General features: G+C 40.9%; 24 protein-coding genes and 2 tRNA genes. 14 read left to right on the forward strand and 12 right to left on the reverse strand.

The window, feature by feature from the left end; all coding sequences use genetic code 11:
• Positions 1–23 precede the first annotated feature (23 nt).
• The 3 genes from amaP to GVJ38_RS10930 all read left to right on the forward strand — a co-directional run bounded on the left by amaP (position 24) and on the right by GVJ38_RS10930 (position 1,428).
• On the forward strand, positions 24–596 hold the full coding sequence (gene amaP / locus GVJ38_RS10920; RefSeq protein WP_159723201.1) for an alkaline shock response membrane anchor protein AmaP: 573 nt from the start codon (positions 24–26) through the stop codon (positions 594–596).
• A 10-nt stretch (positions 597–606) separates the two neighbouring features.
• Positions 607–792 (forward strand): DUF2273 domain-containing protein, encoded by a 186-nt coding sequence (locus GVJ38_RS10925; RefSeq protein ID WP_159723202.1) that lies wholly within the window; start codon positions 607–609, stop codon positions 790–792.
• Positions 793–939: 147 nt separating this feature from the next.
• Positions 940–1,428, forward strand: coding sequence for an Asp23/Gls24 family envelope stress response protein (locus tag GVJ38_RS10930; protein ID WP_235032876.1), 489 nt, complete (start codon positions 940–942; stop codon positions 1,426–1,428).
• A 75-nt stretch (positions 1,429–1,503) separates the two neighbouring features.
• On the opposite strand, the gene GVJ38_RS10935 is transcribed toward GVJ38_RS10930, so the two are convergent.
• Together GVJ38_RS10935 and GVJ38_RS10940 are read right to left on the reverse strand one after the other, a co-directional pair.
• Entirely contained in the window at positions 1,504–2,484 is a 981-nt protein-coding gene (locus GVJ38_RS10935) for a P1 family peptidase (RefSeq protein WP_235032875.1), read from the reverse strand.
• An 86-nt stretch (positions 2,485–2,570) separates the two neighbouring features.
• Positions 2,571–3,572 (reverse strand): nucleoid-associated protein, encoded by a 1,002-nt coding sequence (locus GVJ38_RS10940; protein ID WP_159723204.1) that lies wholly within the window; start codon positions 3,570–3,572, stop codon positions 2,571–2,573.
• A 103-nt stretch (positions 3,573–3,675) separates the two neighbouring features.
• Here GVJ38_RS10940 and GVJ38_RS10945 point away from each other — a divergent pair, with 103 nt between their 5' ends.
• Positions 3,676–4,269: a TetR/AcrR family transcriptional regulator gene (locus GVJ38_RS10945; RefSeq protein ID WP_159723205.1), complete on the forward strand. Its 594-nt coding sequence runs from the start codon at positions 3,676–3,678 to the stop codon at positions 4,267–4,269.
• Between the two features lie 111 nt (positions 4,270–4,380).
• On the opposite strand, the gene thrS is transcribed toward GVJ38_RS10945, so the two are convergent.
• On the reverse strand, positions 4,381–6,288 hold the full coding sequence (thrS, locus tag GVJ38_RS10950) for a threonine--tRNA ligase (RefSeq protein ID WP_159723206.1): 1,908 nt from the start codon (positions 6,286–6,288) through the stop codon (positions 4,381–4,383).
• 475 nt (positions 6,289–6,763) lie between these two features.
• Positions 6,764–7,723 (reverse strand): DUF4767 domain-containing protein, encoded by a 960-nt coding sequence (locus GVJ38_RS10955; RefSeq protein ID WP_159723207.1) that lies wholly within the window; start codon positions 7,721–7,723, stop codon positions 6,764–6,766.
• Between the two features lie 116 nt (positions 7,724–7,839).
• Here GVJ38_RS10955 and GVJ38_RS10960 point away from each other — a divergent pair, with 116 nt between their 5' ends.
• Positions 7,840–8,571 carry an NADPH-dependent oxidoreductase gene (locus tag GVJ38_RS10960; RefSeq protein WP_159723208.1) on the forward strand — a complete coding sequence of 244 codons (732 nt, stop codon included), beginning with the start codon at positions 7,840–7,842 and terminating at the stop codon, positions 8,569–8,571.
• A gap of 102 nt (positions 8,572–8,673) precedes the next feature.
• Here GVJ38_RS10960 and GVJ38_RS10965 read toward each other — a convergent pair whose 3' ends face one another.
• The 5 genes from GVJ38_RS10965 to GVJ38_RS10985 all read right to left on the reverse strand — a co-directional run bounded on the left by GVJ38_RS10965 (position 8,674) and on the right by GVJ38_RS10985 (position 13,224).
• Positions 8,674–9,354 (reverse strand): fructose-6-phosphate aldolase, encoded by a 681-nt coding sequence (locus GVJ38_RS10965; protein ID WP_159723209.1) that lies wholly within the window; start codon positions 9,352–9,354, stop codon positions 8,674–8,676.
• A gap of 166 nt (positions 9,355–9,520) precedes the next feature.
• A complete protein-coding gene (locus GVJ38_RS10970) occupies positions 9,521–10,471 on the reverse strand; it encodes a sugar-binding transcriptional regulator (RefSeq protein WP_159723210.1) in 951 nt (316 codons plus the stop codon).
• A 110-nt stretch (positions 10,472–10,581) separates the two neighbouring features.
• On the reverse strand, positions 10,582–11,910 hold the full coding sequence (locus tag GVJ38_RS10975; protein ID WP_159723211.1) for an aminopeptidase C: 1,329 nt from the start codon (positions 11,908–11,910) through the stop codon (positions 10,582–10,584).
• 36 nt (positions 11,911–11,946) lie between these two features.
• A complete protein-coding gene (locus tag GVJ38_RS10980; protein WP_159723212.1) occupies positions 11,947–12,930 on the reverse strand; it encodes an acyltransferase family protein in 984 nt (327 codons plus the stop codon).
• Between the two features lie 220 nt (positions 12,931–13,150).
• Positions 13,151–13,224 (reverse strand) — tRNA-Asn (locus GVJ38_RS10985).
• Between the two features lie 146 nt (positions 13,225–13,370).
• Between GVJ38_RS10985 and GVJ38_RS10990 the strand changes: the two genes are divergently transcribed.
• Together GVJ38_RS10990 and GVJ38_RS10995 are read left to right on the forward strand one after the other, a co-directional pair.
• The gene (locus tag GVJ38_RS10990) at positions 13,371–14,558 is read left to right on the forward strand and encodes a serine hydrolase domain-containing protein (RefSeq protein WP_159723213.1); all 1,188 of its coding nucleotides are present in this window, start codon (positions 13,371–13,373) and stop codon (positions 14,556–14,558) included.
• A gap of 89 nt (positions 14,559–14,647) precedes the next feature.
• A tRNA-Thr gene (locus GVJ38_RS10995) sits at positions 14,648–14,720 on the forward strand.
• A gap of 157 nt (positions 14,721–14,877) precedes the next feature.
• On the opposite strand, the gene GVJ38_RS11000 is transcribed toward GVJ38_RS10995, so the two are convergent.
• Positions 14,878–15,567, reverse strand: coding sequence for a class I SAM-dependent methyltransferase (locus GVJ38_RS11000; RefSeq protein ID WP_200849496.1), 690 nt, complete (start codon positions 15,565–15,567; stop codon positions 14,878–14,880).
• A 435-nt stretch (positions 15,568–16,002) separates the two neighbouring features.
• Here GVJ38_RS11000 and GVJ38_RS11005 point away from each other — a divergent pair, with 435 nt between their 5' ends.
• From GVJ38_RS11005 to GVJ38_RS11025, 5 genes are all read left to right on the forward strand, one after another.
• Positions 16,003–16,779, forward strand: a complete 777-nt coding sequence (locus tag GVJ38_RS11005; protein WP_159723214.1) for a LysM peptidoglycan-binding domain-containing protein — start codon at positions 16,003–16,005, stop codon at positions 16,777–16,779.
• A 332-nt stretch (positions 16,780–17,111) separates the two neighbouring features.
• Entirely contained in the window at positions 17,112–17,867 is a 756-nt protein-coding gene (locus tag GVJ38_RS11010; RefSeq protein ID WP_159723215.1) for a LysM peptidoglycan-binding domain-containing protein, read from the forward strand.
• A gap of 428 nt (positions 17,868–18,295) precedes the next feature.
• Complete coding sequence (locus GVJ38_RS11015) at positions 18,296–18,931, forward strand: LysM peptidoglycan-binding domain-containing protein (RefSeq protein WP_159723216.1); 636 nt, start codon at positions 18,296–18,298, stop codon at positions 18,929–18,931.
• Positions 18,932–19,749: 818 nt separating this feature from the next.
• Positions 19,750–20,472: a LysM peptidoglycan-binding domain-containing protein gene (locus GVJ38_RS11020; protein WP_159723217.1), complete on the forward strand. Its 723-nt coding sequence runs from the start codon at positions 19,750–19,752 to the stop codon at positions 20,470–20,472.
• Positions 20,473–20,797: 325 nt separating this feature from the next.
• A complete protein-coding gene (locus GVJ38_RS11025) occupies positions 20,798–21,358 on the forward strand; it encodes a LysM peptidoglycan-binding domain-containing protein (RefSeq protein ID WP_159723218.1) in 561 nt (186 codons plus the stop codon).
• 70 nt (positions 21,359–21,428) lie between these two features.
• On the opposite strand, the gene GVJ38_RS11030 is transcribed toward GVJ38_RS11025, so the two are convergent.
• Positions 21,429–22,073, reverse strand: a complete 645-nt coding sequence (locus GVJ38_RS11030) for an HAD-IA family hydrolase (protein WP_159723219.1) — start codon at positions 22,071–22,073, stop codon at positions 21,429–21,431.
• 138 nt (positions 22,074–22,211) lie between these two features.
• On the opposite strand from GVJ38_RS11030, the gene GVJ38_RS11035 reads away from it, so the two are divergent.
• Complete coding sequence (locus GVJ38_RS11035; protein ID WP_159723224.1) at positions 22,212–23,186, forward strand: ring-cleaving dioxygenase; 975 nt, start codon at positions 22,212–22,214, stop codon at positions 23,184–23,186.
• 53 nt (positions 23,187–23,239) lie between these two features.
• Entirely contained in the window at positions 23,240–23,860 is a 621-nt protein-coding gene (locus GVJ38_RS11040) for a flavin reductase family protein (RefSeq protein ID WP_159723220.1), read from the forward strand.
• A gap of 18 nt (positions 23,861–23,878) precedes the next feature.
• On the opposite strand, the gene GVJ38_RS11045 is transcribed toward GVJ38_RS11040, so the two are convergent.
• Positions 23,879–24,235 (reverse strand): iron-sulfur cluster biosynthesis family protein, encoded by a 357-nt coding sequence (locus tag GVJ38_RS11045; protein ID WP_159723221.1) that lies wholly within the window; start codon positions 24,233–24,235, stop codon positions 23,879–23,881.
• Between the last annotated feature and the right edge of the window lie 234 nt (positions 24,236–24,469).

Genomic DNA, 24,469 nt, shown 5'->3' on the forward strand with positions numbered 1-24,469 from the left:
ATTGATCAAAAAGGAGGATGGTCATGAATAAAGGAATCAAGTTTCTTTTGATTATCGGCACTTTATTTTTAATGTCGATTTTTATCGCAGTTGCAGTCGTCAACCAGTCTATTGTCAACATTCCTTTTGATTTTGGACCGGCCCGTCATTTTACATTGACCAATTTTTACTTGCGTCAGTATTTGTTCTGGGCAGCCGTGGTCGTTTTGATTTTGCTTTTGATCGCTTTGTTAGTGATTATTTTTTATCCTAAAACGCGTAATCAGTTTATGCTAAAAAATAACCAAGGTAAGTTACTAGTGGATAAAAAAGCAATCGAAGGACTCGTTCAAACTAGTATCGATCAAAATGATTTTGTCGATACGCCCAAGGTAAATGTCAAAGCTACGAAAAACAAGATCAAAATCAACGTAAAAGGACAGTTGAAAAAAACCTCCTCGTTGATCGCACAAACTGAACGCTGGGCGACTGGCGTTGAACAACAGATTAAAAACTTGTTAGGTTCCGGGGAAAAAGTCGCTGTCAATGTCAACTTTACCTCGTTTGAAGATGAGAAACGGATGCAACAAGCCCAAAGTCAGCCCCGCGTAGAATAGGAGGATTTGCATGAATGAATTTTTAGCCAATTACAAATATCCGATCATCGGCGCGGTCGCTGGCCTCATCTTAGCGATCCTATTGTTTACGATCGGATTTTTCAAAACGATCTTAGTACTGATTTTAATGTGTCTCGGCGGATTTTTAGGATTCTTTTTGAAAAGCAATGGAATCCTTGAAAAATATTTGAAATAATCTTAGGAGGATGTCTTTATGGATAACAAAAATATGGGGAACAAAAATTTCGATGCGAACAAAGCGAACCAAAGCAGCTCAAGTAGTCTAAACAGTTCAAGCACAAGCAGCTCAACGAATTCGAACAGCGCAAACAATTCAAACAACATGCGCGGTGAATTGACTTTTGACGATAAAGTGATCCAAAAGATCATCGGGATCGCCTTAGAAAATATCGACGGCCTACTGACTGTTGATGGTGGTTTCTTCTCCAATATCAAAGACAAACTAGTCAACTCAGATGACGTAACATCAGGCATCAATACCGAAGTTGGCAAAAAGCAAGTCGCAGTCGATATGGATGTGGTGGTTGAATACGGCAAAGATATTGAAAACATTTATGATGAGATGAAAGACTTGATCGCAAATGAAGTCAACAAGATGACTCACCTTGATGTGATCGAAGTCAATGTGAATGTCGTTGATATCAAAACGCGGGAAGATTATGAAGCAAACCGTGAAACAGTCCAAGATAAATTGAGCAATGCAACTGAATCAACTGGTAAATTTGCTTCTAAACAAGCGGATAAAGCCAAGCAAAGTCTAAATCGCGGCCAAGAAAAAGTAAAAGACAACATGGAACCACGGGTCGAATAAGCACCGACAAATTTTAAACGCAACCTGTAAAAGCCACTGACTTTTCATCAGTGGCTTTTTTGCGGTAAGTGACACTCACGGCACTAATTTAAAAAACTCGCGGCTAGATATGATCTGTTGATAGCTTTCCGCTGATTGCACACCTTTTAAGATCGCTTGGCGCACCGCCTCGACTGCTAAGATCGAGACCGATTCAAACGTCGCTTCGATCTCATTGCCACATAAGACGAACATCGTATCACCATCATAAGTCGTATGAGCTGGTCGAATCGCGCGAGCAATTCCATTGTGAGCTAGATCCGCTAATTTATTGACTTTCGCTTTAGGAAACGTGGCATTGGTCATCACACAACCGATCACCGTGTTACCACCTGAAAAAACATCTCGGGGATCATCATAGCGATTTAAAAAAACTTCTTCGGCAAAACCTAATTGAGAATTGCCGTTTTTTCGAACCCCTGCGATCACTTTTTGTTGTTGTTCATCATACACATCTCCTACAGCATTGACCGCAACGACTGCCGAGACAGTCAACTTGCCATGTTGGATCTGATGGTACCCGATGCCACCTTTCATCGCACAGTCTTCTCCGGCAACGATCCCGACGGTCGCGCCAGTCCCTGCGCCAAAATTTCCCAGTTGAAAATCAGAAGCGGAAAATGCGTCTTCACACGCGGCGTACCCCATCGCAGCATCAGGTCGCACATCAGAGCGCCCGATTTTTAAATCAAACAAACTTGCCCCGCAAACATTTGGCACGACGGTCACGGCTACATCACGCCCGATTTTTTTCTGCTCCAAATACTTGACGACCCCATCACTGGCAGCCAGACCAAACGCACTTCCGCCAGATAAGACGACACCGTGAACAAATTTACGATTATTTTCAGACTTCAACGCGTCGGTATCTCGCGTGTTAGGCGAACCACCTCGAACACAGATCCCACCGGTCGCCCCTTTTTCTGCGATCACCACGGTACAACCCGTCATTGCTTCCAAGTCTGTTGCTTGTCCTAATTTAAAATGTTTTTCTGTCAATTTCATTTTTTTCTCCATTTACTATGTCTTCTAGTTTCTATTTTAGCAAATTTCGAAAAAAAGTGACAGACTGAGCCGAAACAGTCTGTCACTTGGAATTTGAGTTATAAACGATTGATCACTTCATCCACATTTTTGATCATCACCGAAATCGTTCCGTCTGGATTGCTAGTAAATTCGATCAAGTCAGGATTGCGATACACTTCTAGCGGCACGATCAACTCGATCCCATTTGATAATTTTAATTTTTGCTTCCCGTATTTTTTCTCTGTGATCGTTTTAGCATCCCGCAGTAAAGGTGCTTGATCGATATACCCTTTTTCCGCGACTTCTTCTTTAAACGCTTGCTTGGCAGTCAGATTTGTTTTAAAAACTTTTTCCGCCACCGCTTCTGCATCGATCTGACCTGTCTCTTCTACACTTTCATAAACGGCTTCTTTCACATCTGCCACTACATCATGCTTCGGCGCTTCAAATTTAGCTCCGATCTTTTCCGCGACCTTTTTGATCACTTTAACATTTTCTTCCAGTGAGGGCAGCGGCTGAGCTTCAATCACGCGTGTTGAAAAATACCATTGCTTTGTACCAGAGAAAACATATTTTTTCTCGATCAATTCATACGTCAGATCACTTAGATTCAAGCTCAACCCTTCATCGGCTTTTTGCGTTTTGCCGGATAACAATGCTTGGTGCACGATCAATTCATTTTGAACGCCGGCTTCTCCGCTATCGATCAAATGAGTATAGCCTTCATGGTAATCTACTTTCAAAAAGGCTAAGTATAATTGCGTATCTTGCTCATACAACACGACAAAAATATCACAACTAGGTGCTTCTTCACTTGCTTGATACTGTTCATACCATCGCTCGGTGATGGCTTGGCTACACGCGATAAAATCGGTTTGGGCTTGCTGACTCAACGTGGCAAACGCTGAACTTGCTACTAGCGTTCCCGTTTTAGTCTGCGCGCTCGCTAATTTTTGGATCTTTTTAATCAAATACTCCCGCACAAATTCTTTAGTCAAATCTAACGGTTGGGTTGAAAAGATCGGTCCTGTCTGCCGATCGATAATTTGTAAAATTGCTTGTTTTAAATAAATGTCCATCTCACTCATCCTTTCGCCTTTGTCATCATACCGAACTCACTGCATTTCCTCAACTAAAACCAAACAAAATTATGCTATACTCAAGTTGAGAGGAGGGAACCCGATGCCAAAATCGACCTTCAATAACCTGCCCCCTGAAAAACAAGCCCATGTGCGCGCTGTCTTATTAGATATTTTTTATCAAAAACCCGTCAGTCAAGTCAAAGTCAGCGAGATCGTCGCAGCGCTTCAAATGTCCCGCGGTATTTTTTATAAGTATTTCGAAGACTTGACAGAAGCTTATGAGTATTTGATCCATTACTATGCTGGTCAGATCCACGGTGAGATCATCGCCTCCATCATGAGCTATACTGGAGATTATTTCAAAGGAATCGAAAAGTTTCTTCTATTATATATCGATCTTCCCGCTAATGATCCGCGCCAAAAACAATTGATCTTGCTTACACAAAATTCCTATTTGTTTTCTGAGCGTGCGCTAGAGGATTTTCACGGTCTGCATAAATGGCAAGAGATCTTAGCCAACAATCACTTTATGATGGACACCGAAGCTGAACAGATCAGTTTTTTATATTTTTCCATGAAACTCGTGATCGATTCACTGACAGATATGCTAGCCAATGATTGGGGAAAAACTGAACTGCTGCAAGACTTTCATTTCAAAACTACTTGGCTCCTTCAAGGTATCAAAAAAGTCTGAACCAAAATCGGTTCAGACTTTTTTTACGACGCATTGCCATCACTCATGCGTTACTTTCCTGTTTTAGGACTTGACTAAAAAGTTAACACTAGCCATTTTTTCAGCTTCATCCTAGTAAACACGAGCTTTTTCAGCCGTTTGTTTTTTGACTAGATCCATAAATTCTTGTTTGCTTAATTCTTGGACTTCTTTAGATCCATGTTTTCGGACTGCAAATTTATCTCCATTGACCTCGTTGTCCCCGATCACTAACACATACGGTGATTTTTGCATTTCCGCATCCCGGATCTTTTTCCCTAATTTTTCATTCCGGACATCTTTTGAAACGCGGATACCGTTTGCTTGGAATTCATGGTAAAGTTCTTCCACATAAGGTTCATGGCTTTCTGCCACCGACAACAATTCGACTTGTTTTGGTGCTAACCAAACTGGGAAAGCACCAGCATAATGTTCAATCAAAATCCCTAAGAAACGATCGAGTGAACCAAAGACGGCCCGATGGATCATGACGGGGCGAACTTTTTCGTTGTTCTCATCGACGAAACTCAAATCAAATTTTTCTGGCATTTGGAAATCGAGCTGGACAGTTGCACATTGGTGACTGCGATTCAACGCATCTTTGATATGAATATCGATCTTCGGACCATAAAAAGCGCCATCGCCTTCATTGATATTGTATTGATAGCCTAGATCACCTAACACTTCTTTTAACGAAGCTTCAGCTTTGTCCCACATCGCGATCTCACCCATGAAATCATCTGGCCGCGTGGAAAGTTCCACCGAATATTCAAAGCCGAACACTTTGTACACTTCATCGATGATCTTCAGAGCAAGTGCGATCTCTTGTTTGATTTGATCAGGTCGAACAAAAATATGAGCATCATCTTGACAGAATGTCCGCACGCGTAACAATCCATTTAAAGCTCCGCTGAATTCATGACGATGGACTTGTCCAAACTCAGCCATGCGGATCGGTAAATCACGATAAGAACGAACTTGATCTTTATAGATCAAACAATGTCCAGGACAATTCATCGGTTTCAAAGCGTAGTCTTGATCATCGACTTTTGTAAAATACATATTGTCTTTATAATGATCCCAGTGACCAGAGCGTTCCCATAAACGTTGATTCATGATCAACGGTGTTTTAACTTCTTTGTAATCGTATTTCGCTTGGAGTTCTCGTAAGAATTTTTCCAACTCATTGCGGACAGTCTGACCATTTTCTAAATAAAATGGCATCCCAGGTGCTTCTTCAGAAAACATAAACAAATCTAATTCTTTACCTAATTTTTGATGGCTACGTTTTTCAGATTCTTCTAAGAAATTCAAGTAGTGATCAAGCTCAGCTTTAGAGGCAAAGACTGCACCATTTACACGTTGCAACATTTCATTTTCAGCATTGCCTTGCCAATACGCGCCGGAAACTTTTAGCAATTTGAAATCTTTGACTTGATGCAGATCAAGGACATAAGGTGCTTGAGCAAAGTCCGCCACATCCCCTAACTGATAAAGATAAACTTTTTCATTTGCAGGCAGTTGTGCCAATAAAGCGGCTTTCAGGTCGTTATCTTTAAAAATCTCTTGCGCTTGTGCGGCACTCATTGGTTCGCTTTTGATCAAACCACCTTGTTTTTGAATTTTTTCCATCTCTTGTTGCACATCTTTTAATTCCAAAACACTCAGCGGTTGAGGTAAGCGCATATCGGCATAAAAACCATTTTCATCGACTTGAGTTTCCGCTGCGACGACTTCAGGATACCGATTTTTGATCGCTTGAGCAAAAATCAACCCGGCACTGCGACGTAAGGCAGCCAAACCTTCTGCACTGTTGCGATCATAAAAAGCAATTTTACTAGCTTTATTGACTGGAGCTGCTAAGTCAACCAATTGACCATCGATACTTCCAACTACTGCAGCTTTTGCGTGTTCTTTTGCTATCTCATACAAGGTGGTTCCGGCCACCACCATTTGTTTGCTTCCATCGGAAAATACGATTTCAAATTCATTGTTTGCCATCCTTATTCAACTCCATTCTCTACTTTAGTTTAAATATAAAAAAACACGTCCCCTAAAAAAGGGACGTGTGATTAACGTGTTACCACCCATGTTCCCAAGAAAAAAATTCTTTTCTTGGCTCATTGCGATCCATTAACGGGCATCACTCGATCAGACTTTTACTGATAGTTCGAAGGGAGTAAATCTAATGATTCAACTAGAAGCTTCCAGCCTTGGCTTCTTTCTCTGGCGTCAACTCACTTAGATCCATGTCCTTGTCAGCACTGTTTTATTAACTTGCCATTAGAGTAATCCTTTCAAAACAGAAAGTCAAGAAAAAGACTGGATCTTTTTTTAAGCATTTTGTGAAAAAGATTCAAAAATAAAACTCGGATAACCCTATGAGAGCAAGTAATAATTTTTCACTACTATTATTTCTTGTGAAAAAACCACAACGGTTAAAAGAACAGACTACCTTCATGAAATTTTAATTTTTTTATGGAAGAGCCGTGCTGCTAGTCGTCGTCGTTTCAGCGGGCGTGCCTTGACTCGCACTTGGCATAGTGACGCTTTGACCGTTGAGGATCGTTTCAAATCCGTTTTTCAAAGCTTGGCTTTTTGTTTTTTTAAATTCAAATGGATCGTTCATCTTCGCTTTACTCAAACGCGTCACATAAATTTTAGGCTCTCCATTTTGGATCATGAAAAAATACAAATGCTTTTGGTGGGGCATCCCGGTTTCCGCATCTGAATACGCACCGACTAGTGACGTACCACGGGTTTTACGCGTTACTTGATTGCGCCAAACGACTTCTGTTTTTTCGCCGTCCAAATACACTTTAGCCAATAGATCTTGCGGCAACGCCACGCCATAAAAATGTCCGTTTTTATCCGGTGAGATCTCGTTATACTGCTGATGCATCGTCGTGCCCCAATCAGCCATGAACTGACTGAGAGCTAAACTTTTTTGGGCGTTCCATAACAAATTTTCTGCAGGCTGTGCCGCTTGATCGGCTGGATCATGTTCTTCTTTTTTCAATTGTTCCAAGGCTTGCTGATAACTAACCGTTAGTTTTTCATGAGCGACTAATTTGTTATTCTTACGTAATTTATTTCCTGCTAAGATCTCTTTGATCTGCTGGTAATTTCCCGCCTTTTCCAATTGTTCTACTTGCCGCAATAATTCAACGGACGCTTTATTCTCCGCAATGTCGTGTTTAATATTTGGATCATGAGCGAGCGCTTGGTTATATAAGGCTAAGGCCCGCGTTAAATTATTTTCCGCCACTTGTTTTTGCGCTTCTTTTAGTAATTGGCGCACATATTTTTCATCCGCACGTTCGACTTTTACCGATTGTTGAGAAGTTTTGGTCAATGGATCTGTGGTGTCTTTTCCACCGCCACAACCAGCTAAAAGGAGGACTGTCAAAGCCATACTCAAATAAATTTTCTTCATGTAACATGCTCCTAATTCTTTTTTTCTAGTGTAACATGAATCGCCGCCAGTCAGAATTATTGCACAGAAGAAAACTGCTCGTTATACTAGGTCGTGCCAGAAAAAGGAGGAATTACATGGAATTATTTGACCAAATGCTTCAGCACACATCCGTACGCTCGTTTGAAGCACGCAAAGTACCCTCAGAACTAAAAGCCAAATTAGTAGCTGCTGCTCAAAGTGGCGCCAGTTCGAATTTTCTACAAGCTTATTCAGTGATCGAAGTCCGCGACCCCAAAAAATTAGCGCAATTGGAAAAGATTGCCCATGCACCCGGTTACGTCAAAGACAGCGGCGTTTTTTATTTATTTGTCGCCGATCTGAATAAACACGCGCAAGTGTTGCAAACCCACGCTGCACCTTTGACGAATTTGAAAAGTATCGAATCGTTAACTGTTGCAATCGTCGATACGACGATCGCGGCCCAAAATATGGCAGTGTTTGCCGAATCCAGCGGTCTGAGGATTTGTTACATCGGTGGTATCCGCAATGATGTCGCACAAGTTGCAAAACTTTTAGAGCTGCCAGCATTGACTTATCCGTTATTTGGTTTGACGATCGGCTATCCGAAACATAAAAATGAAGTCAAACCACGTTTGCCAGCAGACGCAGTCGTAGCTGTTGATCGCTACCAACTGTTGACTGCTGAAAAAATAGCCCGTTACGATGAAACGATGGCGACCTATTATGCTACCCGTTCGACGAATGCTACCCAAGCAAGTTGGTCGCAAAAAGTGTTGGCCCATTTTGAAATACCTCGCCGACCTGAGATTCGAACTTTTTTAGCTCAACAAGGTTTTGAACTTTAAAAAAGAGCGCTGAAGACTTAAATGAACCACTCCGCTACTTAACAGGGAGTGGTTCAAAGCTATCTTCAGTGCTCTTTTTATTTATCTATGGGGTAGTTCGAGTTACAAAGATGTGATTGTTCCGCCAGCACCATAGACTGCTTCCCAATCTTTAGTAAAATCGGTGACGGCTTGAGTAATCGATGGCATCGCAAGCGCCTGTGCGATGATCTCAACACCCATCGTTGCTGCTTGCGCTCCCGCTTCTAAAGCAGCATTGACTTGCCCTGCATTTTTAAAGCTTGCCGCTAAAATTTTAGTTTGACTCCCAGAGCGTTGGATCTCTTTTGCCATTTCTGAAATTGCGGCTCGTGGATCAATATTTTGATTTTCCATCCGATTGAAATACGGTGCGATATAATCAGCCCCGGCAGCGATCGCTAAATACGCTTGGAAGCGCGTATAGATTGCAGTGGCAGTTACATTGACTCCTCGGTGCTTCAATTCTTTGATCACTTTCAACCCGACTTCTGTCACTGGGACTTTGATAAAAACTTTTTGGTCGATCTTCGCTAGAATCGTTTCGGCATCCTGCAACATTCCCTCATAGTCGTCTGCCACGACTTGAACGTGAAGCGAATGACGCTCACCGATCAAACTACGAATCTTTTTCATATGCTCAAAAAAATCGACTTTACCTTCCTTTTTCACGATCGAAGGATTTGAGGTCACGCCAGCGATCGGTAAGATCCCGACATATTTTTCGATTTCAGCCAAATTAGCTGTGTCTAACATAAATTCCATCTAAGCCACTCCTTTTTACAGTTGGTTGCTCCAACCTTTTGTTCTAGCATAGCACGACTCGTTTACAAAAATCAGCCACTACTAGAGGAAAAAAATGCCGATCACTATATTGCCAACTGATGTCCCGCACAAAAAAATCTTTCCTTCACAAATGTGCAAATTCCAATTAATCAGCTAGTGCTAAAATTTTCTCCGCCGTCTCTTGATCGGTGATCAACGTATTGATCGCTTGGCTGTTCAAAACAGCTAAAATCGAACCAGCTTTTTTGATTCCTCGTGCTACAGCGACACGTTGCGGTACTTGTGCTAGTTCAGTCAAACTTAAACCAATCGTCCGTTTCGTTAGCGAGCTGTTCAAAACTTTCCCATCCCGATTCAAAAACCGACAACAACAATCAGCTACTGCGGCTTGCAATTTCAATTCTTCTAAATCCGTTTCAGTCAACAGATCGCGCCACTGACTTTTTTGATAACTCAACGGTCCCCCGATCCCCACCAAAGCAATGTCCAAATGCTGCCAATAGTTTTTCAATTCATGAAAGTATTTTGACTGAACGATCCCAGCAGCTAATGCTTGATTTTCTTGGACCACCATCGCATTGATAAAAACGCTTGTGCCTTGAAATTTTTTCGCTAGTTCATAAACTAGCGTATTGACATGAAACTGTGACCGAATATGGCTTGGTCCACCTACGATTGGAACGGCTATGATGTTCCGTAATTGTTTAGGTTCCAGCTGTTCAATCATTTGTCCTAGTGAAGCGCCCCAAGCTACTCCGATCACTTGACCATCTTTTACTTGCCGCCGTAGCCAGCTTTCCGCGGTTTGCGCCAAGTTCAATTCTTTTTGTGCTTCACTTCTCATCGGCTCACTGGGTGCCAATTCGACTTTTTCCAACCCGAACCGCTGCTTGACTTTTGCTTCTAAAGCAAACAACTCAGGATCGAACTGATTGAGTTTGATCTCTATCAAGCCGCTTTTTTTCGCTTGCGTCAACATCCGACTGACTGTCGTCCGATCGACATTCAGCTCTTTGGCGATCTCAGCTTGCTTTTTTTCTGCTACGTAATATAAGTAGGCTGCCTTTGCCAATTGTTTTTGTTTCTCCCAGTTCATCTTGTTATCACCTTCTTATTTTTACTATAGCAAAAAATCTCAGTGCAACCCAGCAAAAAAAGATGCCACTAGCAGTTGCCTCCTAGTGACATCTTTTCTTTTTAAATCAGTTAAGCTAATGCACCCATCGGATCCCAAGGGGCTAAAACTTTCGGCTCTGCTTCAAAAGCAGCTTGTTGTTCTTTAGTCAATAAATCTTTGCGCACCACGATTTGGTAAGTGTATTGGTCCATCCAGTCATCACTCATGACGAAAAAGCCTTTGTCGCCAACTTTTTCACCCCAACTGTTTTCAACTTTCCACTTTGTTGAATTGCCATCGATCAAATCAACACCCGTTAAAACCATCGCGTGAGTCATCATGCTCTCGCCTAGATCCAAACGCTCTGCTTTGGTCATCGTAAAATCAGTATCGAACAAATCATTGATATCATACGCATCAAGTGCCATGATCCCAGTGTCTCGAGTCGAAGATTGACCAACATCACAACCAAACCAAACGGATTCACCTTGTTCTAATTGCGCAATCGCTAATTTTTTGAACGCGGACATCTCAAGATTCAAATACTTGACTTGCTTGCCACCGACGACATTGCCTAACCGTGAGACAGTGTACGATTGATCAAACGGTTTGTCCGCAGTTGGTGCATTGATGATGCTAACATATTGATCTAAGTCAACGCCGACATACTGATCGTAAAAGCTTTGCGGTGTCAGGTCGCGATCAATGTGATAATTTTTTTCTTCATCCCGATATTCAAAGTCAAATGTTTCCGGCGGAGTCCCTAAAGCAATGGCTAAAATATCATAGACATGAGCTAACATCGTTTCTTTTTCTGCTTGGATCTTTTCAGCAGTCGCTTTTTCTGCTACCAGCTTCCGCAATGTATTCGCATCTTTTCGCAATAATTTATTTAAATAGTTGTTCAATTCTCGTGAATTTGAGCTAGCTGACGTTTCTGGCATCACCGCTTTTGGCACGACACCATATTTTTGGAACAACGACACGATCATGTCCCACTGACCGCCATCTTGTTGCGGCATTTGCAATAAGAAAGCGACTTCCCGACTAGTTAAGGGCTCAGTAGCTGTGTCTAAAATATTTTCATAAAAGTAATTCGCTTTTTCGTATTTGTCCCAGAAAAAAGTATAGTTTTGTGATAGCTCAAAATCTTTCAGCTCAAACTTCGTCAAGATCTTATGTCGGAATGTATTGAGTGCGGCAAACATCCAGCAGCGGCCAGATTGTTTTTGGTTCGCGACTTTCCCGGTAGCTAGATCGATCGAAAAGACCGGTGTATTTTCCACATGTGTCGCTGGGTTTTCCGCTGAAGCATGGATACCATTTTTCACGACACTGCGTTGTAATGCAATTTGTTTTGGATTGGCTAAAAAGTTTTGCCGAAATGTGGTGGTAAGTTCTGGTTTGATTGCTGACAAGTAAAGGACCTCCTAAATTAAATTGCAAGCGGTACGTTAGCTGAGTACGGGATAAAATACAAAACTTTTGATCCGCTGCATCCAATTTTGACACCATTCGCTGGAAAGTGCAACCGTAAAAATGATACTGAACAAAAAGAGTGCAACGACTTCGATAACGGTCATATTGACTTGATCGATATCAAGCGCCCGTAAGCCTTGAACTAAAAAACCGTGCAACAAGTAAACGTTCAATGTATTTTTTCCCCATTTAGAAAAGAAATAACGTTTCGTTGGGACGACTAAGAAAAAGGCTGCGATCCCGATCAAACCAGCAGTTAAAAACAACATGCGCAAGGGTGCGCCGAAAACTGGAAGATCTAAATACGCTTCGTATGGTTTAGAACCAAAGACCCAATATTTATTGATCAGATCATTGCAAGCCACAAAAATGAACAAACCAGCAAACAGTAAAACGGCCACACTTTTACGCGGAAACTGTTTGATCTTTTCGATCCATTCTTTCGGTAAATAACAACCGATGATGAAATAAGGGAAAAAGGTCAGTGTCCGTTGCGCCGCTAAGTAACGACCAAAAATCGGGAAATACCCTACGACGAGCGCAATCAAAATGCTAGCCCCGATCACATATTTAGCTGGAAAACGATGGACGATTTTCAGCAAACAATTCCAAAAGAATAAGCTGAGTAAAAACCAAAGGGCCCACTGCGGCGTGACTAGATCAAAACTGAATTTATCTTGCAGTCCGATCATCGTGTAATAGCCCGAATAGATCAGTTGGAAAAATAAATAAGGAATCAGTAACTTCACGACTAATTTTTTGAATGTTTTTGGTTTGCCTTTCGAGAAAAAACCAGAGATCAAAATAAAGGCCGGCATGTGGAACAAGAAAATAAAATAGTAAAGATCGTTATATACTGGATCTTTATCCATGAAGGGCTGGAAAAAATGGCCAAAGACGACCAGGATCATTAAAAATAATTTAGCATTGTCAAAGTAAGCGTCACGTTGCTTTCGCATTGAATTCCTCCTTTAATATCGCAAGAAATGTTTCTCGCCATCATCTAGTATAAGCAGGAAAACGTTAATTTTCAAAGGATAACCCTAATCGTTACAGAAAAGACAAGAATTATTCATAAATGAACTTTACTCTTCATCGCCTTTTGATTCCCTCTTTCGCTGGCAAAAAATTCTTTATAAAACAAAAAAAGACGACCTGAATGTTCAGATCGTCTCACAACTCCGGCAGTAGGACTCGAACCTACGACATCATGATTAACAGTCATGCGCTACTACCAACTGAGCTATGCCGGAATATCGATTACCTGTTTATAATAGCAATTTTTAGATTACTTGGCAATAACTTTTAGTAGAAAAATAAAATGCTTTGCCGAGCTTTTCTTGAATTTATTCATTTTTTAAGGTAAAACTAGTATACTACCTTTCAGTGAGGGAAAAGTATGCCAAAAAGAAAACATTTGAAAAAACGCCAAAAACGCTGGCTGAAAGTGATCTTCCCAGTCGTTTTTTTATTTTGCTGTTTAGTCGGCGGGATCATCGTTGGCTTGAACGATAAAGGAGTCACACCTGCTTACGTTCCGGCGAATCATAAATTAGGAGCACCGCTTTTAAGAAAACGTTCACCGCTGGAAAAAGCTAGCCAAGAAATACACGAACCGCGGGATGCTAAAAGCGCTCAGATCGACCAACTATTGCTGAGCAAAAATTTCAGTGGAACTGCGCTCATCTATCACAACGGCCAGATCATTTTGAATAAAAGTTATGGATTTAAAGATGTCGGTAATCAAATCACAAATACACTGTCGACTCAATACTGCATCGGTTCGATTCAAAAAACACAAACTGCTTACTTGATTGCCAAACAAATTGCAGCGGGTCGCTTACATTTTTCTGACCCGCTAAGTAAGTTTTTCCCGCAAGTTCCAAATAGCGAACACATCACCATCAAAGATCTGTTGAATATGACGACAGGCTTGCGCATGCAGCCACCGCCTGTTCAAGAAATGTCCGCTACCGATCCGAATGCGATCTTAAAAATGATCATTACTCGCACGACGTTTTTCGGCAACAAAAAATATTCGTATCAAGCGGTCAATTATAATTTACTCGTTGGCATCTTGGAACAAGTGACTAAGACCGACTACTATCAACTGTTTGAAAAGCAGATCACCAATACGATGCAATTGGAACAAACGAGTTTTGCTGCCGAAAAAGATCCTGATCAAGCACTGCCTTACAGTTTTAAAAATGGCGTGTCAACTTTGATGCCAGCACCAGATGCCGCTTACGCCCTCGAGTTGGGTACAGGTAACATCTTTATGAGTGCCAGTGATTTGTTTGCTTTTTATCAAAAATTTTTCAGCAACTATTATTTAGCGAAACCATTACGCACAGAAATGTTGCAACCTTATCCCGGTGAAAAATATGCCAGTGGAAATTACAACCTTACCAATTACTTCCATAGTCGCGGTGTAAAGATCACTTACGAAGGGATCATCAATTACGGAGCCAATGGTCGAGACTGTGTCATTTTACTTTCTAACCGCCAAGACCCGACACTTACGATCAACAAACTAAGCGATGAAATCACCCAGCTAATTGTACCTTACAAAGTCCAGCCAGTTTAGTCTAGCTCTTCGCAAAAAAATCTGACAAAATAACGAAAAGTGATTGACAAGCAATCACTTTTCGATTATTCTAATTCTTGTGTTAACAAGCCGCCTTAGCTCAGCTGGTAGAGCACCACCATGGTAAGGTGGGGGTCGCCGGTTCAAGCCCGGCAGGTGGCTTAATCAATTGCCCAAAAAGAACCTCGATTACTCGGGGTTCTTTTTTTGTAGCTATCATTTAATCCTTATATCTTTTCCAATGTCCAATGAACAATCACACCTTTTGACTCACCACCAAAAAACGATGTTGCTGATTTTCAATCACACCTTTTGCTTGTCATTCTTCCGCCAACTGCTCTAACTCAGGCAACTTATCCTTAACTGCAAAGTCTGGATACTCCCAAGAAATCGTGCGCACATAGTAGACCAGTGCTGCCAGATCATAAAAAAATTGTTTTGGATAAGCTTCAGCTTGTTGCAAAATCGTAAATCCTGCTTGTCTCAATTCAGCTGTAACACTGGCTGCATTCAATTCAAAACGCGGCTTAGCACAATGTAACCGTGCCGCTAGCTGATTGCCATTTCGATCGCCGACTTGTTGGGTGATGAAATAGCCGCCAGGTTTCAATACTCGTTTGACTTCTGCTACCGTAAATCCTGCATGAGAACTAGTGACTAGATCAAATTGTTCATCTGGAAAAGCTAACTCATGGCTCGCCTCTTCAAAGACCACTTCAACACCTTTTGGTCGCAAAGTAGTTAGTAGTAACTGATAATTTTTCGGCCAGCCTTCTGTCACTGCCGTACGTTCAGGCGGATGTCCAAAAGTTGCGAGCAGTTCACCACCACCTGTACCTAAATCTAACCAGTGCAGCTGTTTTTGCAAGTACTTGCGAACGATCGCGCGATAATCCCAAGGTAATTTTTCTTGGGCATACCGTCCCTTTAAAACTGAGAAATCCCAGCCACTAAATTGTTGTTGCTGTGCTTCACTTAATAGTAACGCTTCGATTTGTTGTTTCTCCATTTGTGTTCGCTCCTTTTTTAAGTCTAACTAGTGGGCGAACCGGCAAAGTTTTACTCGCATTTGGCTGCCGCTTCCCCTAATGCGAGCTGCTACCTCGTGACATCATCTGTTTACTCCCTTCCCTATTTTGAGCTTACCTAAAAAATAGCAGATCATTTGAACTCTTTATATAGAAGAAAAGCTTTTTTTACTGCAGATTTACAATATTTCACACTTTTACTAAAAAGATAACACGCCTTCAAAATAAAAGCGTTGCGCTAACTTTTGCTCCGTTTCATTGAATAATCGAGAAAATTTCACGTCATTTTTTCTTCAAACTTTTGTTAAAGTCTTTTACGCAGTTGTAACGGTTTCGTGTTGGTTTTATCACCTACGCGACGTGTTTTGGTGCTAAAGTAACTCCCGTAAACAACTATTTATTTGGAGGAATCACCGATGAAATTTGTAAAAACACTTCTATTAACGAGTCTTGCCACAGCCAGTAGTTTGTTAGTTCTAGGAAGCCAAGTTCATGCCGCAGAAACGTATACTGTTCAAGCCGGTGACACATTATCGGCTATTTCCATCAAATTCGTCGGCAATAACAGCTTGATCAATCAAATCGTCCAAGATAACCATTTAGAAAACCAAAACTTTATTTATGTTGGGGAACAATTGACGATCGACACTTCCGTGCAAACGACTGCCCCAGCACCAGTTACCGCGGCAACGAATCAATCCAGCTATCAAGCTTCTACTGCCACTCCAGCAACTGCCGCTTCGGTTTCTGAAACATCAACAACCCCAGCTGCTTCAACGGCCACTCAGTCAACGCCAGCTAGTCAAACACCAACTAACCAAACGACTTCTCAACCGTCCCAAACTCAACCAGTGACCCAAAATACTCAAGCAACAACTACTGCCCAAACCGCGACCCAAGCAACTGCCACTCCAACCACCAATAATAGTCAAGTTACGACTGCGGCTAACTCCACCAGTCAAACGACCACTGGCACGAACGCTGCGAAAGAATGGATCGCCCAACATGAATCTGGTGGTTCCTATACAGCTACAAACGGTCAATACATCGGGCGCTATCAATTAAGTGCTTCTTATTTGAACGGTGATTATTCCGAAGCAAACCAAGAAAAAGTAGCCGATCAATATGTAGCTTCTCGCTATGGTTCTTGGGAAGCCGCTCAATCTTTCTGGCAAGCAAACGGTTGGTATTAAAAAAATCAGTCTTATAAACCCCTTTTTCTCTGCCAGTACATGAAGATCCAATCGCTAATGTTACAAAACCGTTACAATATGACGCTCAAATCATCAGCAGATAACATTCGTTTTTGAACAAACCTGTAAGCTGGACTTTACTCATCGGCTTACAGGTTTGTTTTATAATATTAAGGATTACTAAAACTATTTCAATTCATCTCGTTGTTACATTTCTCAATCAGGCTGTAATCAATTGTTACAGTTTTATTACCTACAGATAGCTTTTTGATGTTAGAGTACTTCTTGTAGCAAGGAACGAAAAACTTACTTACATGGAGGATTACGTACATATGAAACTAACAAAAACACTTTTACTTAGCACAGTCTTAGCAGGTGGTACGGCATTAGCACTCGGAACGTCAGACGCACACGCAGCTGAAACGTATACCGTTCAATCCGGCGATACATTATCTTCTATCTCAGTCAAATTTGCAGGCGACAACAGCTTAGTCGACAAAATTGCAGCTGATAATGGTGTCAATAACTATACAATTTATGTTGGTGAACAATTAACGATCGATACAGCTGGTTCAAACGCTGTCCAAGCATCAACTAATTCTTATTACCAAGCACCAGTTCAACAAACCGTTCAAGCTCCAGTTGAAGATACAACAGTCTACCAAGCACCAGTCCAAGAAGCAACTCAAGCTCCAGCTCAAGAAGCTACGACTTATCAAGCACCGGTTGAAAACACAACGACCTATCAAGAACCTGTACAACAAGCAACGACTTATCAAGCAGATGCTTATCAAGCAGCACCAGTTCAACAAACGACTGCTCAAGCTCCAGTACAACAAGCAGCAGATAACTCAGCTTACACAGGGAACTCTTCATCTGCTAAAGAATGGATCGCACAACGCGAATCAGGCGGTTCTTACTCTGCATCAAACGGTCAATACGTTGGTCGTTACCAATTGAGTTCTTCTTATTTAAATGGTGACTACTCTGAAGCCAATCAAGAACGGGTTGCAGATCAATACGTAGCAGATCGTTACGGTTCATGGGAAGGCGCTCAATCATTTTGGCAAGCAAATGGCTGGTACTAAGATTCAGTCAGTTTCTAGACTTCGAGAATTTTCTCTCGAAGTCTTTTTTATTGTACATAATAATAGTAGAAACACGTTCAAAATGAAAAAAATTACCTGCGCCTACCACAAAAATTTTCTTTGAAAGTCGCCCAAAAGTCGCCGTAACTGCTTGACTATTACTACTAGATGACAATATGACAGCTTTTGGGGCTTTGATACAGTTTGCCAAATATTCTTAAGCCTTGGTTTCAACGTGCTCAGCAGGATTTTTACGTATCGTTAAATATTTCTAAACCTCAAGTGGCTTCATCTGCTTGTCACATACCTACATGCAATCGTAACGACTTGTTACGGCTTTCTTACCTATGAAATGCTTTTAGCTGGTATAGTACTTCTTGTAGCAAGGAACGAAACGAAAAAAACTTACTTGGAGGATTTACTTAAATATGAAAAAAGCATTTTTATTTAGCACTTTGTTGGCCGGCGGAACTGCCTTAGCATTTGGAACTTCAGACGCACACGCAGCAGAAACTTACACCGTACAATCAGGTGATACGTTATCTTCTATCTCAGTTAAATTTGTGGGCGACAACAGCTTGATCGATTCGATCGCAGCTGACAACGGCGTTTCCAACTACATGATCTATGCAGGTGAACAATTAACGATCAATACAGATGGCTCAGCAGCTTATACTGCTCCAGCTACTTCTTATAATTATCAAGAACCAGTCCAAGACACGACAGCTTATCAAGCACCGGTTCAAGAAACAACGACTTACCAAGCTCCAGCTCAAGAAACAACTTATCAAGCACCGGCTACTCAAGCAGCACCAGCAGCCCAAGCTTCTTCAACACCAGCATCGACTTCTTCTGCTAAAGAGTGGATCGCGTTTAAAGAATCAAGCGGTTCTTATTCTGCAACGAACGGGAAATATATCGGCCGTTACCAATTAGATGCGTCTTACTTAAACGGTGACTATTCAGAAGCTAACCAAGAACGGGTTGCGGATCAATATGTCGCTGGACGTTACGGCTCATGGGAAGGTGCCCAAGCTTTCTGGCAAGCAAACGGCTGGTACTAAGATTTTAATTTAATGATTCAACCCCCAGAAAATTTCTGGGGGTTTTTTGTCTTTTCATCACAGCTACAGCACCGATCGAAAAAATTATGCGTAAATCAGCTGAACAAATTACAACCCGACATTCAGCATCCACGGTAAAAAAGTTATGTAGCAGATCAATTAATCTTATTTCTCGTTACTCGAGGAACAAAACAATCAAAATGAACGGTCAGCCAATTAAAAATTCTCCAACTGAAAAGATCTTCTAAACTAGATCGATCAAAGCGTTTTTTACTGAAAAACAATCCCTTCTACCTCCGATTTTGGTTTAGCCTTTCCTTCGTATTTGCTAACCGCGCTTCAAATCAATTTCTGTTTTTCAAACTTTGCTTTTAATTTAGGATCTGGTAGTTATGAAACCACGTCTGTTTCACTAAGAAAGCTTTTGATCCTTCATTTTTCAAAAACAAAATGATCTCGTCCTTACCTTGAGTCTAATTTAATTTTTTTGTGTACTGGTCATCGCATACACTTGCTCATTTTCTCGATTGTTTCCCCCAACTTTTTTCAGAAAGATTACCAGCAAGTAACAGTATGTCGGTCATTTCCCTGCGAGATAACATGGCGATCTGAAAAATAATTTATCCAAGCCTAAGTTAACTGGCTTTTGAAAAGCAAAGATAAGATTAAAGATTTCTAAATAGATTTCAGCTTTATCTTCCTGACACACTATTCAATCCCATTGTAACTGCCTTTCAACCTATGAAATGCTTTTAGCTGGTATAGTACTTCTTGTAGCAAGGAATGAAACGAAAAAACTCACTTGGAGGAATTACATAATGAAATTAGCAAAAACACTTTTACTTAGCACAGTTTTAGCCGGCGGTACGGCATTAGCACTTGGAACTTCAGACGCACACGCAGCAGAAACGTACACCGTACAATCAGGTGATACGTTATCTTCTATCTCAGTTAAATTTGTAGGCGACAACAGCTTGATCGATTCGATTGCAGCCGACAATGGTATCAACAACTACACGATCTATGTTGGCGAACAATTATCAATCAACACAGACGGTTCAAGTGCTGTAGCAATCCAAGCACCAGCAACTAATTATGTTACAACTTACCAAGCAGCACCAGCTCAAACGACTTATCAAGCACCAATTCAAGAAACAACTACTCAAACAGAAGTTCAAGCTCCTGTTCAAGATACGACTACTTATCAAGCTGAAACACCAGCAGCTAGCTACGATACAACTTATGAAGCACCTGCTCAAGCTACGACTACTCAAGCAGCTCCAACTCAAACAACAACTGATAACTCTGCTTACACAGGGAACTCTTCATCTGCTAAAGAATGGATCGCACAAAAAGAATCTAGCGGCTCTTATTCAGCAACCAACGGTAAATACGTCGGCCGTTACCAATTAGATGCCTCTTACTTAAACGGTGACTATTCAGAAGCCAACCAAGAACGAGTTGCGGATCAATACGTAACTGGACGTTATGGTTCATGGGAAGGTGCGCAAGCTTTCTGGCAAGCAAACGGCTGGTATTAAGCCAAACATTCAAATAAATCTTTCTGACCTCAAGGCGTGCCTTGAGGTTTTTATATTACCAAAAAGTAACAATGTAACAGCAAAAAATAATTTTTATAACAGGTCATTAGTTAATCTGCTTTGAGTCTCATCGGAAATCACAACTATTTTTATAACCTTTAATTATTTCTAAATCACATTTTCTTTCATCAGCTTGTTACATTTTTAAATTCACTTGTAACGACTTGTTACCGCAGCTTTACCCATGAAATGATTTTTGTTGGTATAGTATTACTCGTAGCAAGGAACGAAACGAAAAAAACTTACTTGGAGGATTTACTTAAATATGAAAAAAGCATTTTTATTTAGCACTTTGTTGGCCGGCGGAACTGCCTTAGCATTTGGAACTTCAGACGCACACGCAGCAGAAACTTACACCGTACAATCAGGTGATACGTTATCTTCTATCTCAGTTAAATTTGTGGGCGACAACAGCTTGATCGATTCGATCGCAGCTGACAACGGCGTTTCCAACTACATGATCTACGCAGGCGAACAATTAACGATCAATACAGATGGCTCAGCTGCTTATACAGCACCTGCCACTACTTCATATGAAACAACGACTTATCAAGCACCGGCTACTCAAGCAGCACCAGCAGCCCAAGCTTCTTCAACACCAGCATCGACTTCTTCTGCTAAAGAGTGGATCGCGTTTAAAGAATCAAGCGGTTCTTATTCTGCAACGAACGGGAAATATATCGGCCGTTACCAATTAGATGCGTCTTACTTAAACGGTGACTACTCACCAGCTAACCAAGAACGCGTCGCAGAACAATATGTCGCTGGACGTTATGGCTCATGGGAAGCAGCTCAAGCTTTCTGGTTAGCAAACGGTTGGTACTAAGATAACTATCTTCAAAAGGCAGGACAATTAATTGTCTTGCCTTTTTTTGCATTACTTAACGAGAGACTTGCTAGGATAATTTTTCGACCGCATTTGGAATCTCACTAGCATGACCTACAATCAGATCCGCTCCAGCAGCTTTCAACTCGTCTACTGAACCAAAGCCATAACTCACGCCTAATGATTTGATTCCATTTTTATTGGCGCCAGTGATATCATATTTCCGATCCCCTACCATGATCATCGTTTCATTTTGTGGCAAGAGTTCCAACGCATAACGCAAGATCGTCGTTTTATCTTCTCGATGTTGTTTAGGATCTGCTCCACAAATTTTAGTAAAGTAATGACTCATGTTTAGATTTTCCAAGATCTCCGTAGCAAAAACTTCCGGTTTTGAAGTAGCGACCCCTAAATGATGTGTCTGAGCTAAAGTAGCCAGCATCGCTTCCACTCCTGGATAGACGGTAAGTTTCATCAAACCAGCTTTTTTAAAATAATCGCGATAAACTTTCGTTGCTTCCCGAGCCTTTGCTTCATCGATGCCATATGTTTTTTTCAATGACTCAACGATTGGTGGCCCGATAAAACTATATAGTGTCAAATCTGATAGCGGTTCAAAGCCCATCTCTTTAATCATATATTTCATTGATTCAATGATGCCTTCACTTGAATCAGTCAAGGTCCCATCTAAATCAAAAAAAATTGTCTTTTCCATTTGTAACGCTCCTCTCTAACCTTCTTTCTTAAGTGTACCGAAAATATCAGATAAGACAAGTTGCTTGCAATAATACAAGCACTTCTTTATACTTACTTTTAGTAAGACTATATGAATACGGTTTAGGAGGAGTACATGATGGATACACAAATTCGCGGGTTACACCACGTTACAGCTATGACTTCAAGTGCGGAAAAAAATTACCGCTTTTTCACTGATATTTTAGGTTTTCGGATGATCAAAAAAACGGTCAACCAAGATGACATCGCGACGTATCATTTATATTTTACCGATGACAACGGTGCACCTGGAACAGATATGACATTTTTTGATTTTCCTAATATTCCAAAAGGGACAAAGGGAACAAATAGTATCGCGCGGACTGGTTACCGAGTCAAAAGTGATGCTGCACTCGACTACTGGGTCGAACGTTTTGATCGTTTAGGTGTTGAGCACGGTCAGATCAGTGAACGTTTCGGTAAAAAATATTTAGAATTCAACGACTATGATGATCAATGGTATCAATTGATCTCTGACGAACATAATACTGGTGTCGCTGGTGGTACACCGTGGAAAAATTCTAATGTGCCAGAAGAATTTGCCATCATTGGACTGGGGACAACGATCGTTCGCGTTTCGAACTTTGATCACATGAAGCTCGTTTTAGAAAATGTTTTAGGATTTAAAGAAACTGCTGCAGACGGTTCGATGCATCTATATGAAATCGGTGAAGGCGGAAACGGGGCTTCATTGATTATTGACCATCAGCCAGACTTACCGCCTGCAATTGAAGGTTATGGGAACGTCCATCACTTAGCATTACGAGTTGCAGACAAGGAAGCTTTAGAATATTGGATCAAAAGGATCAATGACTTAGAGTTTCCAAATTCAGGTTTTGTTGATCGTTTCTACTTCCAATCAGAATATTTCATGGCGACGACGCATGTTTTATTTGAATTAGCAACAGACGGTCCTGGTTTCTTACAAGATGAAACTTATGAACACGCAGGCGAAATTTTATCATTACCGCCTCACTTACAATCAAAACGTGAAGAGATCGAAAATTATGTTCGACCTTTTGATACGAGTGACGCGAACACCAAACGCAAATAAAAAATTAAAGCGTTAGTTCTCGCAACTAACGCTTTTTTTCTGGAGGCTTTTTGATGTATCATTACGCAGCTCATGAATTATCCACTAAACAAAACTATAAATTTTTGACTGGTAGCATCATTCCACGCCCAATTGCTTGGATCACAACGATTGATCCAACTACGCGCGTCGTCAACGCTGCACCGTTTAGCTATTTTAATGTTGTTTCAAAAGAATTACCACTCGTCAGTGTCTCCATCAATCGCAAACCCGATGGTCAAATCAAAGATACGGCTCGCAATTTATTGGCTCAAAAAGAAGCGGTCATTCATTTAGTGAACGATACCGTTTTGACCGCTATGAATCAAACTGCTGCACCGCTTGAAGCTACCGAAAGTGAACTACTTGGAACTTCGTTAACACTAGTGGACAGCAATCACGTGAAAGTTCCAGCAATTGCTGAAGCCCCTATTCGTTTCGAGACTCTTCTTCATCAGTATGTCCCATTGAAACATCAAGAACAGATAATCACGGATCTATTTATTTTAGAGGTAACTGACTATTATTTTCAGCCTGAAATATTTGACCATGAAAAACAATATATCCTACCAGAAAAATTTTCACCCATTGCACGTCTGGCTGGAGACAACTACAGCCATATTGATCATTTTATTCAATTAAAACGTCCCGACTAAAAAGGCTTAAGCAAGTGCTCAAGCCTTTTTCCGTAGATCAATGATCGGTACATTTCCATCAATGACACCACTTGATCCTTTTAATTTAATTAAAGCTAAACGATCATCGTATTCTAACTTCATTTCTTGATCTAAATAAACATTTGAATACCCTTTAATTTTAATTGGGCCGACATCACTTTCAACCGTCAAATCATAATCAGATTGGTCTTGTGTTTTATTTACTATCAATAACCGAAAGCTAGTATCTAAAGAACAGACGCCTAATTTTGAATATTTTCCCACACCATCATCTAAATCTAATAGAATATTTGCAGAATCAGCTATAAATATACGAAGCTTTTCTTGCAATTTATCAGAAATCTGAATAAACATGGCTATCATCTCCTTTTCAACAAAAAGCATACCATGCCAAACAAAAATCTGATACTTTGTTGCTTGTAACCAAATGCACGAAAAAACGATCTAGTAAACTAGATCGTTTCAGACTGTAGACAAAAGATTCATAGAAGGTGTAGAAATCCAATTTCTACGCCTTTTTTGTACGCTCTACTATATGTAAGTTCAAAAAAAGCAAAAAAAATAAAGGCCTACTGCCTTTTGTATAAC

Source organism: Enterococcus sp. CSURQ0835, from assembly GCF_902706605.1.
Classification (GTDB): domain Bacteria; phylum Bacillota; class Bacilli; order Lactobacillales; family Enterococcaceae; genus Enterococcus_A.

Bases quoted from the DNA above. Each gene is read 5' to 3' on its own strand.
- GVJ38_RS11020 (WP_159723217.1), top strand. From the start codon at position 19,750: ATGAAATTAGCAAAAACACTTTTACTTAGCACAGTTTTAGCCGGCGGT.
- GVJ38_RS10930 (WP_235032876.1), top strand. From the start codon at position 940: ATGCGCGGTGAATTGACTTTTGACGATAAAGTGATCCAAAAGATCATC.
- GVJ38_RS11030 (WP_159723219.1), bottom strand. From the start codon at position 22,073: ATGGAAAAGACAATTTTTTTTGATTTAGATGGGACCTTGACTGATTCA.
- GVJ38_RS10940 (WP_159723204.1), bottom strand. From the start codon at position 3,572: ATGGACATTTATTTAAAACAAGCAATTTTACAAATTATCGATCGGCAG.
- GVJ38_RS10960 (WP_159723208.1), top strand. From the start codon at position 7,840: ATGGAATTATTTGACCAAATGCTTCAGCACACATCCGTACGCTCGTTT.
- GVJ38_RS11040 (WP_159723220.1), top strand. From the start codon at position 23,240: ATGTATCATTACGCAGCTCATGAATTATCCACTAAACAAAACTATAAA.
- GVJ38_RS11035 (WP_159723224.1), top strand. From the start codon at position 22,212: ATGGATACACAAATTCGCGGGTTACACCACGTTACAGCTATGACTTCA.
- GVJ38_RS11015 (WP_159723216.1), top strand. From the start codon at position 18,296: ATGAAAAAAGCATTTTTATTTAGCACTTTGTTGGCCGGCGGAACTGCC.
- amaP (WP_159723201.1), top strand. From the start codon at position 24: ATGAATAAAGGAATCAAGTTTCTTTTGATTATCGGCACTTTATTTTTA.
- GVJ38_RS11045 (WP_159723221.1), bottom strand. From the start codon at position 24,235: ATGTTTATTCAGATTTCTGATAAATTGCAAGAAAAGCTTCGTATATTT.
- GVJ38_RS11000 (WP_200849496.1), bottom strand. From the start codon at position 15,567: ATGGAGAAACAACAAATCGAAGCGTTACTATTAAGTGAAGCACAGCAA.
- GVJ38_RS10955 (WP_159723207.1), bottom strand. From the start codon at position 7,723: ATGAAGAAAATTTATTTGAGTATGGCTTTGACAGTCCTCCTTTTAGCT.
- GVJ38_RS10980 (WP_159723212.1), bottom strand. From the start codon at position 12,930: ATGCGAAAGCAACGTGACGCTTACTTTGACAATGCTAAATTATTTTTA.
- GVJ38_RS11010 (WP_159723215.1), top strand. From the start codon at position 17,112: ATGAAACTAACAAAAACACTTTTACTTAGCACAGTCTTAGCAGGTGGT.
- GVJ38_RS10990 (WP_159723213.1), top strand. From the start codon at position 13,371: ATGCCAAAAAGAAAACATTTGAAAAAACGCCAAAAACGCTGGCTGAAA.
- GVJ38_RS11025 (WP_159723218.1), top strand. From the start codon at position 20,798: ATGAAAAAAGCATTTTTATTTAGCACTTTGTTGGCCGGCGGAACTGCC.
- GVJ38_RS10935 (WP_235032875.1), bottom strand. From the start codon at position 2,484: ATGGAGAAAAAAATGAAATTGACAGAAAAACATTTTAAATTAGGACAA.
- GVJ38_RS10945 (WP_159723205.1), top strand. From the start codon at position 3,676: ATGCCAAAATCGACCTTCAATAACCTGCCCCCTGAAAAACAAGCCCAT.
- GVJ38_RS10970 (WP_159723210.1), bottom strand. From the start codon at position 10,471: ATGAACTGGGAGAAACAAAAACAATTGGCAAAGGCAGCCTACTTATAT.
- GVJ38_RS10925 (WP_159723202.1), top strand. From the start codon at position 607: ATGAATGAATTTTTAGCCAATTACAAATATCCGATCATCGGCGCGGTC.
- GVJ38_RS10965 (WP_159723209.1), bottom strand. From the start codon at position 9,354: ATGGAATTTATGTTAGACACAGCTAATTTGGCTGAAATCGAAAAATAT.
- thrS (WP_159723206.1), bottom strand. From the start codon at position 6,288: ATGGCAAACAATGAATTTGAAATCGTATTTTCCGATGGAAGCAAACAA.
- GVJ38_RS11005 (WP_159723214.1), top strand. From the start codon at position 16,003: ATGAAATTTGTAAAAACACTTCTATTAACGAGTCTTGCCACAGCCAGT.